Annotated in this window: 16 protein-coding genes; 5 read left to right on the top strand and 11 right to left on the bottom strand. The window is 68.1% G+C overall.

The window, feature by feature from the left end:
- Together glgA and VBO01S_RS26675 are read left to right on the top strand one after the other, a co-directional pair.
- Positions 1–1,072: glycogen synthase GlgA (gene glgA, locus VBO01S_RS26680; RefSeq protein ID WP_062481051.1), on the top strand; the 1,072-nt coding region annotated here is incomplete at its 5' end.
- A 43-nt stretch (positions 1,073–1,115) separates the two neighbouring features.
- Positions 1,116–3,599, top strand: a complete 2,484-nt coding sequence (locus VBO01S_RS26675) for a glycogen/starch/alpha-glucan phosphorylase (protein WP_062481049.1) — start codon at positions 1,116–1,118, stop codon at positions 3,597–3,599.
- 24 nt (positions 3,600–3,623) lie between these two features.
- Here VBO01S_RS26675 and VBO01S_RS26670 read toward each other — a convergent pair whose 3' ends face one another.
- The 4 genes from VBO01S_RS26670 to VBO01S_RS26655 all read right to left on the bottom strand — a co-directional run bounded on the left by VBO01S_RS26670 (position 3,624) and on the right by VBO01S_RS26655 (position 6,370).
- Positions 3,624–4,094 carry an ExbD/TolR family protein gene (locus VBO01S_RS26670; RefSeq protein ID WP_062481048.1) on the bottom strand — a complete coding sequence of 157 codons (471 nt, stop codon included), beginning with the start codon at positions 4,092–4,094 and terminating at the stop codon, positions 3,624–3,626.
- Positions 4,095–4,109: 15 nt separating this feature from the next.
- Complete coding sequence (locus VBO01S_RS26665; protein ID WP_062481045.1) at positions 4,110–4,805, bottom strand: MotA/TolQ/ExbB proton channel family protein; 696 nt, start codon at positions 4,803–4,805, stop codon at positions 4,110–4,112.
- A gap of 27 nt (positions 4,806–4,832) precedes the next feature.
- Positions 4,833–5,633 carry a 4-hydroxy-tetrahydrodipicolinate reductase gene (gene dapB / locus VBO01S_RS26660; RefSeq protein ID WP_255221207.1) on the bottom strand — a complete coding sequence of 267 codons (801 nt, stop codon included), beginning with the start codon at positions 5,631–5,633 and terminating at the stop codon, positions 4,833–4,835.
- A gap of 176 nt (positions 5,634–5,809) precedes the next feature.
- The gene (locus VBO01S_RS26655) at positions 5,810–6,370 is read right to left on the bottom strand and encodes an outer membrane protein assembly factor BamE (RefSeq protein WP_062481043.1); all 561 of its coding nucleotides are present in this window, start codon (positions 6,368–6,370) and stop codon (positions 5,810–5,812) included.
- Positions 6,371–6,455: 85 nt separating this feature from the next.
- On the opposite strand from VBO01S_RS26655, the gene fur reads away from it, so the two are divergent.
- The gene (gene fur / locus VBO01S_RS26650) at positions 6,456–6,875 is read left to right on the top strand and encodes a ferric iron uptake transcriptional regulator (protein WP_062481042.1); all 420 of its coding nucleotides are present in this window, start codon (positions 6,456–6,458) and stop codon (positions 6,873–6,875) included.
- Positions 6,876–6,934: 59 nt separating this feature from the next.
- On the opposite strand, the gene hprK is transcribed toward fur, so the two are convergent.
- The 4 genes from hprK to VBO01S_RS26630 all read right to left on the bottom strand — a co-directional run bounded on the left by hprK (position 6,935) and on the right by VBO01S_RS26630 (position 11,424).
- Positions 6,935–7,894 carry an HPr(Ser) kinase/phosphatase gene (hprK, locus tag VBO01S_RS26645; RefSeq protein ID WP_062481041.1) on the bottom strand — a complete coding sequence of 320 codons (960 nt, stop codon included), beginning with the start codon at positions 7,892–7,894 and terminating at the stop codon, positions 6,935–6,937.
- 101 nt (positions 7,895–7,995) lie between these two features.
- The gene (locus VBO01S_RS26640; RefSeq protein WP_042581318.1) at positions 7,996–8,463 is read right to left on the bottom strand and encodes a PTS sugar transporter subunit IIA; all 468 of its coding nucleotides are present in this window, start codon (positions 8,461–8,463) and stop codon (positions 7,996–7,998) included.
- 192 nt (positions 8,464–8,655) lie between these two features.
- Positions 8,656–8,985, bottom strand: coding sequence for a ribosome hibernation-promoting factor, HPF/YfiA family (hpf, locus tag VBO01S_RS26635; protein WP_013538898.1), 330 nt, complete (start codon positions 8,983–8,985; stop codon positions 8,656–8,658).
- Positions 8,986–9,306: 321 nt separating this feature from the next.
- Positions 9,307–11,424, bottom strand: coding sequence for an ATP-dependent helicase (locus VBO01S_RS26630; protein ID WP_082818301.1), 2,118 nt, complete (start codon positions 11,422–11,424; stop codon positions 9,307–9,309).
- 225 nt (positions 11,425–11,649) lie between these two features.
- On the opposite strand from VBO01S_RS26630, the gene corA reads away from it, so the two are divergent.
- Both corA and VBO01S_RS26620 read left to right on the top strand, forming a co-directional pair.
- Positions 11,650–12,636: a magnesium/cobalt transporter CorA gene (corA, locus tag VBO01S_RS26625; protein ID WP_056584267.1), complete on the top strand. Its 987-nt coding sequence runs from the start codon at positions 11,650–11,652 to the stop codon at positions 12,634–12,636.
- Positions 12,637–12,693: 57 nt separating this feature from the next.
- The gene (locus VBO01S_RS26620) at positions 12,694–13,446 is read left to right on the top strand and encodes a YoaK family protein (RefSeq protein ID WP_062481040.1); all 753 of its coding nucleotides are present in this window, start codon (positions 12,694–12,696) and stop codon (positions 13,444–13,446) included.
- 9 nt (positions 13,447–13,455) lie between these two features.
- Here VBO01S_RS26620 and VBO01S_RS26615 read toward each other — a convergent pair whose 3' ends face one another.
- Genes VBO01S_RS26615 through VBO01S_RS26605 form a run of 3 tightly spaced genes read right to left on the bottom strand, consistent with a single transcriptional unit; the run spans position 13,456 to position 16,934 of the window.
- The gene (locus VBO01S_RS26615; protein ID WP_062481039.1) at positions 13,456–14,229 is read right to left on the bottom strand and encodes a 5'-methylthioadenosine/adenosylhomocysteine nucleosidase; all 774 of its coding nucleotides are present in this window, start codon (positions 14,227–14,229) and stop codon (positions 13,456–13,458) included.
- A 3-nt stretch (positions 14,230–14,232) separates the two neighbouring features.
- Positions 14,233–15,864 (bottom strand): ABC transporter substrate-binding protein, encoded by a 1,632-nt coding sequence (locus VBO01S_RS26610; RefSeq protein WP_062481038.1) that lies wholly within the window; start codon positions 15,862–15,864, stop codon positions 14,233–14,235.
- A 47-nt stretch (positions 15,865–15,911) separates the two neighbouring features.
- Complete coding sequence (locus VBO01S_RS26605; protein WP_062481037.1) at positions 15,912–16,934, bottom strand: peptide ABC transporter ATP-binding protein; 1,023 nt, start codon at positions 16,932–16,934, stop codon at positions 15,912–15,914.
- Between the last annotated feature and the right edge of the window lie 19 nt (positions 16,935–16,953).

The following is a 16,953-nucleotide window of genomic DNA, read 5'->3' as shown; positions in this document are numbered from 1 at the left end:
CTGGCGGCCCGACATCGTGCACGCGCACGACTGGCACGCGGCGCTCGCGCCCGCCTACCTGGCCTTCGCGCGGCGCGCGGGCGGCCCGCGCACGGGCAGCGTGTTCACGGTGCACAACCTGGCCTACCAGGGCGTGTTCGCGCCCTGGCACTTCGCCGAGCTCGGGCTGCCGGCGCCGGCCTTCCACATGAACGGGCTGGAATACCACGGCCAGATCTCCTTCATGAAGGGCGGCCTGTACTTTGCCGACCAACTCACCACCGTGAGCCCCACCTACGCGCTCGAGATCCAGACCCCCGAGCAGGGCTGCGGCCTCGACGGCCTGCTGCGCCAGCGCGCCGGCGTGCTCAGCGGCATCCTCAACGCGGTGGACGACCAGGTCTGGAACCCGGCCACCGACGCCGCGCTGGTGCAGGGCTACCAGGCGCCCGAGGGCCGCCACATGGCCGGCAAGGCGCGCTGCAAGTCGGTGCTGCAGCGCCAGCTGGGGCTGGCCGAGCGCCCCGACGCGCCGCTGTTCATCGTGGTAAGCCGGCTCACCGAACAGAAGGGCCTGCACCTCGTGCTCGGCGGCCTCGACACGCTGCTGGCGCAGGGCGGCCAGCTGGCGCTGCTGGGCAGCGGCGAAGGCTGGCTCGAAGAAGCCTTCCGCCAGCGCGCGGCGGCGGCGCCCGCCTCGGTGAGCGTCACCATCGGCTACGACGAGACGCTGGCGCACCAGCTCTTCGGCGCGGGCGACGTGACGATCGTGCCCTCGCTGTTCGAGCCCTGCGGCCTCACGCAGATGTACGGCCTGAAGTACGGCAGCCTGCCGCTGGTGCGCCGCGTGGGCGGGCTGGCCGACACCGTCGTCGACTGCACGCTGGAAGACATGGCCAGCGGCGCCGCCACCGGTTTCGTGTTCGACCGCTTCGAGGACGCCGACTACGACCGCGCCCTGCGCCGCGCCTTCGCGCTGTACGAGCGCGCCGCCGACTGGCGCCGCGTGCGCGGCAACGCCATGCGGCGCCCGGCCGACTGGGGCACGGCGGCCGCGCAGTACATCGATGTGTACCAACGGGCGCTGGCCTGAAGCCCCCGCCCCACACCCCACCACCCACTCCGGGAACGCCTCCATGACGATCAAGGACTTCGCCTACGACCACCCCGACCGCGACGTTGCCGCCTTCAAGCGCGCGGTGGCCAACAAGCTGATCTACGCCGTCGGCAAGGACCCCGTGGCCGCCAGCCCCGACGACTGGCTGCACGCCACCGCGCTGGCCGTGCGCGACCAGCTCGTCGAGCGCTGGATGACGACCACGCGCGCCAACTACGCGCAGGACCTCAAGCGCGTGTATTACCTCTCGATGGAGTTCCTCATCGGGCGCACCTTCACCAACGCGCTGCTCGCCGTCGACCTGTACGGCACCGTGCGCGAGGCGCTGGCCGACTTCGGCGTCGACATGGCCGCGCTGGCCGAGCGCGAGCCCGATGCGGCGCTCGGCAACGGCGGCCTGGGGCGACTCGCGGCCTGCTTTCTCGATTCGATGGCCACGCTCGGCGTGCCCGGCATGGGCTACGGCATCCGCTACGAGTACGGCATGTTCCGCCAGCGCATCGTCGACGGCCAGCAGGTCGAAACGCCCGACTACTGGCTCACGCGCGGCAACCCGTGGGAGTTCCAGCGGCCCGAGGTGAACTACCGCGTGCGCTTCGGCGGCCATGTGCAAAAGCGCGAAGGCAAGAACGCGCCCTACGGCGCGGCCGACTGGGTCGACACGCACGACGTGCTGGCCGTGGCCTACGACACCATCATTCCCGGCTACGGCACGCAGGCCACCAACACCTTGCGGCTGTGGTCGGCGCGCGCCACCGAGGAGATCGACCTGTCGGCCTTCAACCGCGGCAACTACATGGCGGCGGTGGAGAGCAAAAACCACTCCGAGAACGTCTCGCGCGTGCTCTACCCCGACGACTCCACGCCCTCGGGCCGCGAGCTGCGGCTGCACCAGGAATACTTCTTCTGCAGCGCCAGCGTGCAGGACCTGCTGCGCCGCTACCTGCGCAACCACACGAGCTTCGACCAGCTGTCGGAAAAGGTCAGCATCCACCTGAACGACACGCACCCGGTGCTGGCCGTGCCCGAGCTCATGCGCCTGCTGCTCGACGAGCACGGCCTGGCATGGGACGTGGCCTGGGGCCACACGCAGAAGGTGTTCAGCTACACCAACCACACGCTGATGCACGAGGCATTGGAAACCTGGCCGGTCGAGATGCTCGGGCGCATCCTGCCGCGCCACCTGCAGATCCTGTACGACATCAACGCGAAGTTCCTGGCCGCCGTGACGCAGACGCACGGCCAGGACGTCGAACTGGTGCGCCGCCTCTCGCTGATCGACGAGACCGGCGAGCGCCGCGTGCGCATGGCCTACGTGGCGGTGCTCGCGAGCCATTCGGTGAACGGGGTGTCGGGGCTGCACTCGGAGCTGATGAAGCAGTCGATCTTTGCCGACTTCGCGAAGATCTTTCCCGAGCGCTTCAACAACAAGACCAACGGCGTCACGCCGCGCCGCTGGCTCGCGCAGGCCAACCCGCCGCTGGCCGCGCTGCTCGACCAGCGCATCGGCAAGGGCTGGCGGCGCGACCTGTCGCAGCTCGAGGCATTGCGCCCGATGGTCGCGCAGCCCGCCTTCGTGCGCGCCTTTCGCCACGCCAAGCGCGAGAACAAGCTGCGGCTGGCCAACTGGGTCGGCGAGCACCTGAAGCTCGACCTGGACACCGACGCGATGTTCGACGTGCAGGTCAAGCGCATCCACGAGTACAAGCGGCAGCTGCTCAACGTGCTGCACGTGATCGCGCGGTATCACCGCATCCTCGATGCGCAGGCCAGCGGCGCGCCGGTCGACATCGTGCCGCGCGTGGTCGTGTTCGCGGGCAAGGCGGCTTCGGCCTATGCGATGGCCAAGCAGGTGATCCGCCTCATCAACGACGTGGCGGCCACCGTGAACGCCGATGCGCGCGTGGGCAAGCTGCTGAAGGTGGTGTTCCTGCCGAACTACAGCGTGAGCCTGGCCGAGACCATCATGCCGGCGGCCGACCTGTCGGAGCAGATCTCCACCGCGGGCACGGAAGCTTCAGGCACCGGCAACATGAAGTTCGCGCTCAACGGCGCGCTCACCATCGGCACGCTCGACGGCGCCAATGTCGAGATGCGCGAGAACGTCGGCCCCGAGAACATCTTCATCTTCGGCCACACCACGCCCGAGGTGGCCGACATCCGCGCACGCGGCTACCAGCCACGCGAGATCTACGAAGAAAACGCCGAACTCAAGCGCGTGCTCGACGCAATCCGCGACGGCGCGTTCTCACCGGGTGAGCCGGCGCGCTACCAGGGCATCTACGACGCGCTCGTGAACTGGGGCGACCACTACCTGCTGCTGGCCGACTACGCGAGCTATGTCGCGAAGCAGGCCGAGGTCGATGCGCTGTACCGCGACGCGGAGGCGTGGACGCGCATGGCGATCCTCAACGTGGCGGGAATGGGCGCGTTTTCGTCGGACCGGACGATCGCGGAGTACGCGCATGAGATCTGGCATACGAAGCCAGTGATGCTCGGCTGAGGCGGGCGGGCCGGGCCCGCAAGCTCAGCGCGTTTTGGCGGGGGCCGCCTCGGCCTCGGTGACAAAGCCGATGCGGCTCAACCCGGCCTTGTTCGCGATACCCATGAGCGCAACCACCTTGCCGTAGGGCACGGTCTGGTCGGCGCGCAACTGCACCTCGGTGTCCTTGCTGTCGGCGGCGGCCTTTTCGAGCTGCGCGGTCAGCTCCTCGTCGGTCACGGGCTTGTCGTTCAGGAAGACCTTGCCCGAGGCATCGACCGACAGGCTCACGAACTTCGGCGTGTCGTTGGGCTGGCCCGCGTCGGTCTGCGGCAGGTCGAGCTTGATCGAGCTGGCCATCAGCGGCGCGGTGATGATGAAGATCACCAGCAGCACCAGCATCACGTCGACCAGCGGTGTGACGTTGATGTCGGACAGCGGCCGCTGCCCGCCCGCGCCCATGGCCCGCCCGCCGCCTGCGGCGCTGCTGCCCAGTGAGGTGCGTCCGAAGGCCATGGCGTGCGTTGCGCGTTAAACAGGCATCGGCCGCGCGGGCGGCGGTGCGGCGGGTGCCGGCGCTTCGCCGAAGCTGCCAAGCAGGTCGTGCGCGAAGCCTTCGAGTTCGGCCTCGACGCGGCCCACCACACGGCCGAAGACGTTGTAGGCCAGCACGGCCGGAATGGCAACGGCGAGGCCGAAGGCCGTCATGACAAGCGCCTCGCCGACCGGCCCGGCCACCTTGTCGATGGTGAAACCGCCGGTCTGGCCCGCGATGCCCGCGAGCGCGCCATAGATGCCCCAGACGGTGCCGAGCAGGCCGACGAAGGGCGCGGTGGCACCCACGGTGGCCAGCAGGATCTGCCCGGCCTGCAGGCGCCGCAGCGCGCCGTGCAGCGCACCGCGCAGCACGCGCGTGAGGCGCTGGTTGCGGTCGACCGTGGCGCCCAGCGTGCCGCCGGGGGCTTCGGTGGCGGCCTGGCGCAGCGCGGCCACGGCGGGGCGCACGAGTTCGGCGCGGTCGAAGGCCTGCAGCTTCTGTTCGGCCTCGACCAGGGTGGCCGACTGCCAGAACGCCGCGATGCTGCGCAGCACGTCGCGCGTGCCGCCGCGCAGCAGCCAGGCTTTCCAGAGGATCACGACCCAGCTGGCGATCGACATCGCGAGCAGCAGCGCGGCCACCGAACGGCTGACGCCGTCACCGTGGGTCAGCAGTTCGAACACGCTCATTCGCGTCCTTGGTTGTGGTGCGCGTGCTTAGCGCAGACCCAGCACGTCGAACATGTCGAACAGGCCGTTGCGCTGGCCGCTCAGGAAGCGCACCGCACGCAGCGCGCCCTGCGCGTAGGTCACGCGGCTGGACGACTTGTGGGAGATTTCGATGCGCTCGCCGATGCCCGCGAACAGCACGGTGTGGTCGCCCACGATGTCGCCGCCGCGGATGGTGGCGAAGCCGATGGTCGACGGGTCGCGCTCACCCGTGATGCCTTCGCGGCCGTACACGGCGCAGTCCTTGAGGTCGCGGCCCAGCGCGTCGGCGATCACCTCGCCCATCTTGAGCGCGGTGCCCGAGGGCGCGTCGACCTTGAAGCGGTGGTGGGCCTCGACGATCTCGATGTCGTAGCCGGTGGCCATCGCGCGGGCGGCCATGTCGAGCAGCTTGAGCGTGACGTTGACGCCCACGCTCATGTTGGGCGCCAACATGATGGCGACGTCTTTCGCGATCTCGGCGATCTCGGCCTTCTGCGCGTCGCTGAAGCCGGTGGTGCCGATCACGGCCTGCACGCCCAGTTCGCGGCACACGGCCAGGTGCGCCATCGTGCCTTCGGGGCGGGTGAAGTCGATCAGCACCTGCGCGTCCTGCAAGCCGGTGCGCAGGTCGGCCACGATGGGCACGCCGCTGGTGAAGCCCAGGAAGGCCGCGGCATCGGCGCCGAGGGCGGCGCTGCCTGCGATGTCGAGCGCGCCGGCCAGGCGGCAGTCGGGCGCGTTGCGCACGGCTTCGATGAGCATGTGGCCCATGCGGCCCGAGGCGCCGGCGATGGCCACCCGGCGCAGCGCGGGAGCGGAGGAAGAAGAATCGGAAGTGGGGGTGATGGTCGGTTCAGTCACGGGGATTCGGTCGTTGAAAAGTCCCTACGGGAGCCATGGACACCGACGAAAGCCACCCCACCGATCCGGCGGGCACCGCCCGCAGGAGGGGTGGCCGCCGCCGGAGCCCGTGCCGCGCACGCTCAGCGCGCGGCTTCGAGCGGGGGGTAGGCGGCCGGCAGCGCGGGCATGGGGGCTGCCGGGGTGCCGGTGGTGTCGGCTTTCTTGTCGGCCTTGGGCGCGAATTTCTTGAGCTCTTCTTCGGTGGCCTCGAGCTGCGGCACCTTGCCGCTCTTGCGGCGGGTGTCGAGCGTGGCGACGAATTCTTCTTCGCTGGGCATCTCGTCGCCCTCGAAGCGGTCCATGAGTTCGCCGTTGAAGAACACGGTCAGGCGGCGCTCCTGCGGATCGACGCCCTGGCGGCGGATCGTGAAGACGTAGTCCCAGCGGTTGGCGTGGAAGACGTCGTTCAGCAGCGAGGTGCCGAGGATCTCGCGCACCTGCTGGCGCGACATGCCGGGCTTGAGTGCCGCGACCTGTTCCTTCGACACGAAATTGCCCTGCACCACTTCGACTTTGTAGGGGGTGACGGCAGACAGCGCGCCACGCGTGCGTTCGCTGAAACCGCTGCAGGCACCGAGGGCGAGCGTCGCCGCAATGGCAGCAACCAGCAACCAGGGCCGGCGTTGGAGGATGGCAGGCATGGGAGAAGAGGGGGTAGCGATATGATCGAACATTGTAGCGGCCGAGCCTGAAGGCCCGGCCTCAGCCCAGGGCGCAGGAACCATCATGGCCAACATCGACGAACTCAAGAACACCGGCCTCAAGGCCACCTTGCCGCGACTGAAGATCCTCGAGATCTTCCAGACCGGCAGCCAGCGGCACATGACGGCGGAAGACGTCTTCCGCGTGCTGCTCAATGAACACTCCGACATCGGCCTGGCCACCGTGTACCGCGTGCTCACGCAGTTCGAGCAGGCCGGCATCCTGGAGCGCAGCCACTTCGAAAGCGGCAAGGCAGTCTACGAACTGAACGAAGGCACGCACCACGACCACCTGGTCTGCACCTCGTGCGGCAAGGTCGAGGAGTTCTACGACGCCGAGATCGAACGCCGCCAGCAGATGATCGCCAAGGACAAGGGCTGGGTCCTGCAGGACCACGCCATGTCGCTGTACGGCCTGTGCGGCGACTGCGTCAAGAAGCGCTGACGCTGAAGACCTGCTGAAGCAGAAAGCGGCCCTTCACTTTGAAGGGCTTTTTTCTTTGCTCAGTCCGGATCGCGCCCGCTTTCCATCGCCTTGTGGTGGCGGGCCACGAAGTCGGCATAGGTGTCGATGCCGCGCAGCTGCAGGATCGAGTTGCGCACCGCCGCCTCCACCAGCACGGCGATGTTGCGCCCCGCCACCACCTGGATGATGACCTTGCGCACCGGGATGCCGAGCACGTCCTGCGTGAGCGGTGCCGAGGGCATGCGCTCGTAGTCGCGCTCGAAGCTGTCGCGCCGCACGAGGTGCACGATGAGCTTCAGGCGCATCTTCCGGCGCACCGCCGTCTCGCCGAAGATGGCGCGGATGTCCAGCAGGCCGATGCCGCGCACCTCCAGCAGGTTCAGCAGCAGGTCGGGGCAGCGGCCCTCGATGGTGTTCTGGTTGATGCGGTACAGGTCGACCGCGTCGTCGGCCACCAGGCCGTTGCCGCGCGAGATCAGCTCCAGGCCAAGCTCGCTCTTTCCGAGGCCCGACTCGCCCGTGATCATCACGCCCATGCCCAGGATGTCCATGAACACGCCGTGCATCGAAGTGCGCTCGGCGAAGTGCTTGGACAGGTAGGCGCGCAGCAGGTCGATCACGAAGGCCGACGACTCGCGCGTGGCAAACAGCGGCAGCTGGGCGCGCTCGCAGATCGACAGCAGCTCGTCGGGCGCGGCCTGGCCGTCGGCCAGCACCAGCATCGGCGGCTCCAGCGTGACGATGCGCCCGATGCGGCGCACGCAGTCTTCCTTGCTGCCGCGCGTGAGGTAGGCCACCTCGCGCGCGCCGAGGATCTGCACGCGGTACGGGTGGATGTAGTTCAGGTAGCCGACCAGGTCGGCGGCCGACTGCGCGCGGCTGATGACGTCGGGGTCGAACTGGCGCTCCGAGGCACCCAGGCCCGCGAGCCATTCCCAGCGGAGCGACCCGCGGAACTCCTCGAACATGGCATCGGCGCTGATGACGGTCGGCTTCATGCGTGCGGCGGCCGGCGCAAAACGCCGGCATTCTGGTCAGGATGGAGGGAGAGAAAAGCGTCGCCGCAGCTTATCAGCAGCGGCAGGCCCGGCACGGGCGCTCAGGCGACCTGGGTCGACTGCCAGCCGGCAATGAGGCCGTGCAGCGCGGCGGCGTCGGTGCTGGACTTGATCTGCTCGCGCAGGCCGGCGTCGCTCAGCAGCTCGGCAATTTCGGACAGGATTTCGAGGTGCTTCTGCGTGGCCGCTTCGGGCACCAGCAGGAAGATCAGCAGCGCCACGGGCTGCTCGTCGGGGGCGTCGAAGCCGATGGGGTTCGCCAGCTGGAACACCGCGGCCATCGGCGCCTTGAGGCCCTTGATGCGGCCATGCGGAATGGCGACTCCGTGGCCCAGACCGGTGGAGCCGAGGCGCTCGCGCGCAAACAGGCTGTCGGTGATGAGGGCACGGCCCAGACCGTGAAGGCTCTCGAACAGCAGGCCGGCTTCTTCGAAAGCACGTTTCTTGCTGGTGGCGTCAACGCTCACGAGCACTTGAGCGGGCGGCAGGATGGACGCGAGGCGATTCATGGTGGGGTCAGAGCGGGGGCGATTATGCACCTCCTCGGTAAAAACCCCCAGTCCCCCTAATTACTTTCGTCTACATGTGTTGCCGTGAGGCGTCGCTTCCTCTGGAGGCCCTTGCAAAGCCCCACCAATGTGGTCGGACAAACAAAAGGCCGCCCGAAGGCGGCCTGAGATGCGGGGCGCGGGGCCCGGCGTTTACATCACGCGCTTGGGCGCCACGTGATGGTGGTCCTGCAAGCGATCCTTGTGGCGGACCACCTGGCGGTCGAGCTTGTCGACCAGCTCATCAACCGCGGCGTACAGATCAGCGTGGCTCGATTCCGCGAACATGTCATTGCCCTTGACGTGAATGTTGCACTCCGCCCTTTGGCGGCGTTCCTTTTCCTTCTGCTTTTCCACCGTGAGGATCACCTTGACATCGACCACCTGGTCGAAATGTCGCGTGATCCGGTCCAGCTTGCTCGTGACGTAGGTGCGCAAGGCAGGTGTGACGTCGAGGTGATGACCGCTGATCGTCAAATTCATGAATGACCTCCTGAGAATTGACGGTTGGGGAAATGACCGCGCTCCGGGATGAAGCGTGGCCGGCGAAACAGGTGAGGTTGGGAGAGAGGGAGAAGAGGAAGGGAGATGAAGAAAGGGGGGCGGTCGGATTCACTATGCCCAAGCTGTCACGGTATTGCAATACCGGGGCTTGCCCGAGTGACGGGCCGGTGTATTGCATGCCCTAATCCGCTATTGATTCCATAGCTGCCCCCGTGCAGTGGCATGCCGTTGCGGCACATTGGAAGCAAGTGTTTCCATGTGCAGCGCGCAGTGCCCCTCCCGCCCGAAGGGCCGGCCCGTTCAGCGCCAGGCGACGCGCATGCGGTTGCGCAGGTCGATCACCGCGGCCGGCGGCGGCACAGCGGGCGGCAGCACCGGCGGCGGCGGCCAGGTCTGCAGCTCGAAGCCCGCGAGGTCGGACTCGGTGATGAAACGGGTGCGGTTGGCGTACAGGTGCCGGTCGCCGCGCGCCGCCTGCTGCGTGATGTGGAAGCGCTGCGGCATCACCAGGTGCAGGTGGTCGCGGGCCCGCGTCATCGCGACGTAGAGCAGGCGCCGCTCTTCCTCGAGTTCATGCGCACCCTGTGCCACGTCGGCCGGCATGCAGCCGTCGACCACGTTGATGACGTGCACCGAGTTCCACTCCTGGCCCTTGGCCGAATGGATGGTCGACAGGATCAGGTAGTCCTCGTCGAGCGAAGGCGGGCCGGGCCGGTCGCTGGTGGCCTCGGGCGGGTCGAGCGTGAGTTCGGTGAGAAAGCGCTCGCGCGAGCCATAGCCGGCCGCCAGCCGCGCCAGCTGTTCGACGTCGGCACGCCGCACGCCCGAGGTGTCTTCGTACAGCCGCTCCAGGTGCGGCTGGTACCACTGCATCGCCACCTCCACGTCGGCCGGCCACTGCAGCGACGGCGCGCGCAAGGCGGCGTAGGCCTGGGCGAAGTCGGCCCACTGTTCACGCGCGGCCGACGGCGGTACGAAGTCGCGCACGGCCGCGGCCGGGTCGGCCGCCTGGTCCATCGCGTCGAGCAGGCGCGTGCCGGTGGCCGGGCCCACGCCGGGGATGAGCTGCGTGACCCGGAAGCCCGCCATGCGCCCGCGCGGGTTCTGCGCGAAACGCAGCACGGCGAGCAGGTCCTTCACATGCGAGGCCTCGAGGAACTTGAGCCCGCCGAACTTCACGAACGGGATGTTGCGCCGCGCCAGCTCCAGTTCGAGCGCCGCGCTGTGCGACGAGGTGCGAAACAGCACCGCCTGCGACTTCAGCGCCAGCCCGCCCTCGCGGTGCGCCAGGATCTTGTCGGCCACCCAGCGTGCCTGCCCGGCCTCGTCGGGCACGAGCACCAGCACCGGCTTGCCGGCCGAGGGCTTGTCGGTCCACAGCGTCTTGGCATGCCGCTCGGCGGCCTGCGCGATGACGCGGTTCGACACGTCGAGGATCGGCTGCGTCGAGCGGTAATTGCGCTCCAGCGTGACGATGCGCGCCTCTTGCGAGAACTGCGAGGGAAAGTCGAGGATGTTGCGCACCGTGGCGCCGCGGAACGAGTAGATCGACTGCGCGTCGTCGCCCACCACCGTCACGCCGCGCCCATCGGGCTTCATCGCGCGCAGGATCTCGGCCTGCAGCAGGTTGGTGTCCTGGTACTCGTCGACCAGCACATGGTCGAAGCGCGCGCCGACGTGCGCGGCCAGCGCGGGCTCGGCGACCATCTCGGCCCAGTAGAGCAAGAGGTCGTCGTAGTCGAGCACGTTCTGCTGCTGCTTGGCCTCGACGTAGGCGCCGAACAGCGTCTTGAGCTGCGCCTCCCACTCGGCGCACCAGGGAAAGCTGTCCTTCAGCACGGCGGCCAGCGGCGCGCGCGTGTTCACGCAGCGCGAGTAGATCGACAGGCAGGTGCCCTTGCGCGGGAAGCGGTTGACCGTGGACGACAGGCCCAGCTCATGCCGCACCAGCCCCATGAGGTCTTCGGCATCGCCGCGGTCGTGGATGGTGAAGTTCTCGTCCAGCCCGATCTGCGCGGCGTATTCGCGCAGCAGCCGCGCGCCGATGCCGTGGAAGGTGCCGGCCCAGGGTAGCGCGGGCGGGCGCTCCGACTTCAGCCCCAGCACGCGCGCCAGCACCTGGCCCGCGCGGCGCTCCATTTCCTGCGCGGCGCGGCGCGAGAAGGTGAGCAGCAGCAAGCGCTGCGGATCGACCCCGTCCGCGATCAGGTGCGCCACGCGGTGCGCCAGCGTGCTGGTCTTGCCCGAGCCGGCGCCGGCGATCACGAGCAGCGGCCGGTGGTCGGCGCCGACCGCCGCGCCCACGCCGTGCTCGACCGCCGCGCGCTGGTCGTCGTTGAGCGCGGCGAGCGCGGCGGCCAGGCGCTCGGCTTGCGTCTTCGGGGGGGTGGAAAGAACGGGGGACGCAGGGGTCTGCATGGGCACGACTTTACTGTATGTCCGTCCAGTTCGAGTGCCTTGTCGCCCTGTGGCCGGTGACATAATCGCGCCTCGCTGCAACCGGAGACTCCCCTTGGAAACCGCCCCGTCTCGGCAGCTTTCAACTCCCTGGCGACGCTGCGCGTGATGTACTGACGCCGGGTCCGCGGGAATTGAAAGCGCCCCGCCCTCGCCCATCGTTCAGTCACCCCCGGGAGTGAGCCCATGCTCAACATCTTTACGCTCGCCAACGGCCGCCTCGTCCAGGAAGAGATCGAGTCGCTCGAAGAGCTCTCCAAGTTCCAGCCGATCTGGGTCGACCTCGAGTCGCCCACGCTCGAGGAAAAGCGCTGGATCAAGCAGTACTACGGCCTCTCGATTCCCGAAGACGCGATGGACGAGGACATCGAGGAATCGGCCCGCTTCTACGAGGAAGACAACGGCGAGCTGCACATCCGCTCCGACTTCTTGATCGACGACGACGAAGACCCGCGCACGGTGCGCGTCGCCTTCATCCTCAACCAGCACAACACCGACCTGCGCAGCCGCGGCGTGCTGTTCTCGATCCACGACGAGGACGTGCCCGTGTTCCGCCTGCTGCGCATGCGCGCACGCCGCGCGCCGGGGCTGATCGAAGACGCCAAGGAAGTGATGCTCAAGCTCTTCGACGCCGACGCCGAGTACTCGGCCGACACGCTGGAGAACATCTACGACGAGCTCGAAGTGGCGGGCAAGAAAGTGCTGTCGGGCAACGTCAGCGACGAGCTGGCCGGCGAGGTGCTCGGCGCCATCGCACGGCAGGAAGACTTGAACGGCCGCATCCGCCGCAACGTGATGGACACGCGCCGCGCCGTGAGCTTCATGATGCGCAGCAAGATGCTCAACGCCGAGCAGTTCGAGGAGGCGCGCCAGATCCTGCGCGACATCGAATCGCTGGACAACCACACGGCCTTCCTCTTCGACAAGATCAACTTCCTGATGGATGCGACCGTCGGTTTCATCAACATCAACCAGAACAAGACCATCAAGATCTTCTCGGTGGCCAGCGTCGCGCTGCTGCCGCCCACGCTGATCGCGAGCATCTACGGCATGAACTTCAAGTTCATGCCCGAGCTCGACTGGGCCATGGGCTACCCCTACGCCATCGCGCTGATGGCAGCGAGCGCGCTGGTGCCGATGTGGTACTTCCGCCGGCGCGGCTGGCTCAAGTAGTTCTTCACACTGGGTGCTAGAGTGGCTGTCGGCAGGCAGCTGCCCCTGGAGAGCCCCGTGCGCAGACTTCGTTTCCTCACCAACCGCCACCGCGCGCCGTCGACGAACACCGCGCTCGGACTGCTGCTGGCCTTCAACGCCGGCGCCATCAACGCGGGCGGCTTCCTCGTGCTGCACATGTACACCTCGCACATGACCGGCTTCGCCTCGCAGCTGGCGGACGGCATGGTGCTGGGCAACCTCACGCTGCTGCTGAACGCGCTGGGCGCGATCCTGGCGTTCGTGAGCGGCGCCGCGGTCTGCGCGGTGTTGGTGAACTGGGCGCGGCAGCACCGGCTGCATGGCGTGTATGCGCTGCCGCTGCTGTTGGAGGCCGCGCTGATGTTCCCGTTCGGGCTCGCCGGCGCCATCACGCTGACCTGGGCCACGCCGTTCGCGGTGCCGCTCACGGTGCTGCTGCTGTCGTTCATCATGGGCCTGCAGAACGCCGTGGCATCGAAGACCTCGGGCGGCAGCACGCGCACCACCCACATGACCGGCAACATCACCGACGTGGGGATCGAGCTGGGCAAGATGCTCTACTGGAACCGGCGCGCGCCGTCCACGCCGCTGCCGGTGCGCCACGACCGCAGCCGACTGCGCCGCTGCGGCGGGCTGGTCGCCATGTTCGTGCTCGGCGGCGCCGTGGGCGCGCTGGGCTTCAAGCACGTGGGCTTCATCTGCGTCGTGCCGCTGGCCGCGCTGCTGCTGGCGCTGTCGATCCCGCCGCTGCTGCGCGACCTGCCGCAACTGCGCCGGCTCGCACCGTAGGCAGGTGCTTCAGGCCGCGTCGCGCGGCAGGGAGGCGAGCCAGGCGTCGACGAGCGCGAGGCTGTAGCGGCTCGCCACCTCGGCCACGAAGCGCGTGAAGTCGCCGTGCGCGGCATCGTCGGCGCGGTCCGAGATGGTCCGCAGCGCCGCGAAGGGCACGCCGTAGTCGTGGCAGGCCTGCGCCATCGCAGCGCCTTCCATCTCGACCGCGAGCGCGTCGGGCAGCGAACGCTGCAGGGCCCCGCACTCCGCGGTGGTCGACACGAAGCGGTCGCCGCTGATCAGCAGGCCGCGATGCACTTTCGGTGAACGCAGATGGAACTCATCGACCGCCTTCTGCCCCACCAGGCCCACCGGATCGCGCAGCGTGCTTTCGGCCACCGCCGCCAGCGCATCGCCGATGGCCGCATCGGCCGCGAAGCGCGAACGCCCCATCAGCGGCACCTCGTACTTCGGAAAGATCGGCGAGGCGTCCATGTCGTGCTGCAGCAGCTCGGTCGCCACGACCACGTCGCCGACATTCACGCCCGGTGCCAGCCCGCCCGCCACGCCCGTGAACACGATCGCCCGCACGCCGAAGCGCTCGAGCAGCACCGTGGCCGTGACCGCCGCCGCGACCTTGCCGATGCGCGACAGCACCGCGACCACGGGCTGGCCCTGCAGGTGACCGACCCAGAAGTCGCGGCCGGCGATGCGCATGCGCTGCTCGTCGGGCATGCGCGCGAGGAGCGCGCTCAGCTCCTCGTGCATGGCCGCGACGATGGCGATGGGCGCAGCGGCCATGGCTTACTTGATGTCCACGCCGTAGAACGTGTGGCGGCCGAACGGGCTCAATTTGAAGTCGACGACCTCCTTGCGCACCGGCTTCAGCTGCACCGCATGCGCGATGGTGAACCACGGCGCCTGCTCCTTGAAGATGACCTGCGCCTTCTTGTAGAGCGCATCGCGCTCCGACTGCTTGGTCGCGCTCTTGGCCTTCACCACGAGGTCTTCATACGGCTGGTAGCAGAACTTCGAGATGTTGCTGCCGCTGGCCGACTTGGCCGAGGCGCAGCCCAGCAGCGTGTACATGAAGTTGTCCGGGTCGCCGTTGTCGCCGGTCCAGCCCAGCATGCCCATCTGGTGCTCGCCGGCCTGCAGGCGCTTGCGGTACTCGCCCCACTCGAAGCTCTTGATCTCGGCCTTGACGTTGATCTTGGCCAGGTCGGCCTGAATCAGCTCGGCGATGCGCTTGGCGTTCGGGTTGTAGGGGCGCTGCACCGGCATGGCCCACAGGTCGGTGCTGAAGCCGTCGGGGAAGCCGGCCTGCGCCAGCAGCTTCTTGGCCGCTTCGGGGTCGTACGGGTCGTCCTTCACGGCATCGTTGTAGGACCACAGCGTGGGCGGGATCGGGTTCTTCGCGGCCACGCCGGTCGTGAGGTACACGCCGTCGATGATGGCCTTCTTGTTGATCGCCATGTTGATGGCCTTGCGCACGCGCACGTCGTCGAAGGGCTTCTTCGTCGTGTTGTACGAGAGGTAGCCGACGTTCAGGCCGGGCTGCTCCAGCACCTGCACGTTCGGGTCCTTGCGGATCGCGTCGAGGTCGGCCGGGTTCGGGTACGGCATGACGTGGCACTCGCCCTTTTGCAGCTTGGCCCAGCGCACCGAGGCATCGGGCGTGATCGCGAACACGAGGTCGTCGATCTTGGCCTTGCCGCCCCAATACTGCGGGAAGGCCTTGAAGCGGATGATCGCGTCCTTCTGGTACTGCACGAGGTAGAACGGGCCGGTGCCGACCGGGTCCTGGTCGACCTTCTCGGGCGTGCCGGCCTTCAGCATGGCGATGGCGTACTCCTTCGACTGGATGCCCGCGTACTGCATCGCCAGGTTGGCCAGGAACGGCGCCTCGGCCTGGTTGAGCGTGATCTTCACCGTGTGATCGTCGATGCGGTCCACCGACTTCAGCAGCTTGGGCATGCCCATGTCATTGAAGTAGGAGTGGTTCTGGCTCGTGACCTTGAAGAAGGGATCGCTCTCCTTCCACTGGCGCTCGAGCATGAAGATGAAGTCGTCGGCGTTGAAGTCGCGCGTGGGCTTGAAGCTCTTGCTCGTGGTGTGCCACTTCACGCCCTTGCGCAGGTGGAAGGTGTACACGGTGCCGTCGGCCGAGATGTCCCATTTTTCAGCCAGGCCCGGCATCACCTTGGTGCCGCCGCGCTCGAATTCGACGATGGTGTTGTAGACCTGCGTGGTCACGTCGAACGATGTGCCGGTGGTGTTCATGCCCGGATAGAAGTTTTCCGGGCTTCCTTCGGAGCAGTACACCAACGTCTTGGCTGACACGGCGCCGCAGGCCAGGGTAAGGGCCGTGAGCGCTGCCGGTGCCAGGAGCGCCAGCTTTTGTGAGCGGCGCGAAACGGAGGACTGGGTCTTCATGGGGACTCCTCGAGACAGGGTTGAAAAATTCGCCACTCCACTCTTCTTCAGGACGCGGCGAGCACGGGACCATCGGCGCGCACCGCAGGCGCGCCATCGAGAAACTGCTCGGCGTAGTGGCAAGCCACCAGCCGCTCGTCGAGCGCGCGCAGCGCGGGGCGCTCCTCGCGGCAGCGCGGCTGCACGTGCGGGCAGCGCGTGCTGAAGACGCAGCCTGAAGGCGGGTCCAGCGGCGACGGCAGCTCGCCCTTGAGCACGATGCGCTGGCTGCTCAGGCCCGGCGTCGAGGCCAGCAGCGCCTGCGTGTAGGGATGCAGCGGCCGCGCGAAGATGCGCGACTTGGGCCCCTGCTCCACCGCATGGCCCAGGTACATCACGAGCACGTCGTGCGCGATGTGGCGCACCACGCCCAGGTCGTGCGAGATGAAGAGGTAGGCCAAGCCCAGCTCGGCCTGCAGGTCGGCCAGCAGGTTCAGCACCTGCGCCTGGATCGACACGTCGAGCGCCGACACCGGCTCGTCGGCCACCAGCAGGCGCGGCGACAGCATGAGCGCGCGCGCGATGGCGATGCGCTGGCGCTGGCCGCCCGAGAACATGTGCGGGTAGCGGTTGGCGTACTCGGGGCGCAGGCCGACGCGGGCCAGCATCTCGCGTGCTTTCTCGGCGCGCTCCGGCTTGCTCAGCGTGGTGTTGATGGCCAGCGGGTCTTCGAGCACCGCCGAAATCTTCTTGCGCGGGTTGAGCGAGCCATACGGGTTCTGGAACACCAGCTGCACCGCCTGGCGCAGCTCGCGCCTGCGTTCATGCGGCGGGCTCACGGCATCGGCACCGATCAGCGTCAGCTGCCCGGCGGTGGGTTTCTCGATCAGCGCGACCATGCGCGCGAGCGTCGACTTGCCACAGCCCGATTCGCCCACCACCGCGAGCGTGCGCCCGCGTTCGAGGCGAAACGAGATATCGCCCACGGCGCGCAGCTGCGCCGGCGCGCGGAACAGCCCGCGCCGCACGGCGTAGGTGCGCTGCAGGTTGCGCGCCTCGGCGACGATCTCCGGCGGCGATGCGTCGCTCATGGCAGCACCTCCGCGATGG

It is taken from the genome of Variovorax boronicumulans NBRC 103145 (assembly GCF_001591345.1).
Classification (GTDB): domain Bacteria; phylum Pseudomonadota; class Gammaproteobacteria; order Burkholderiales; family Burkholderiaceae_C; genus Variovorax; species Variovorax boronicumulans.
The sequence above is the reverse complement of the archived record's forward strand: the minus strand, read 5'-3'. Positions and strand labels throughout refer to the sequence as shown.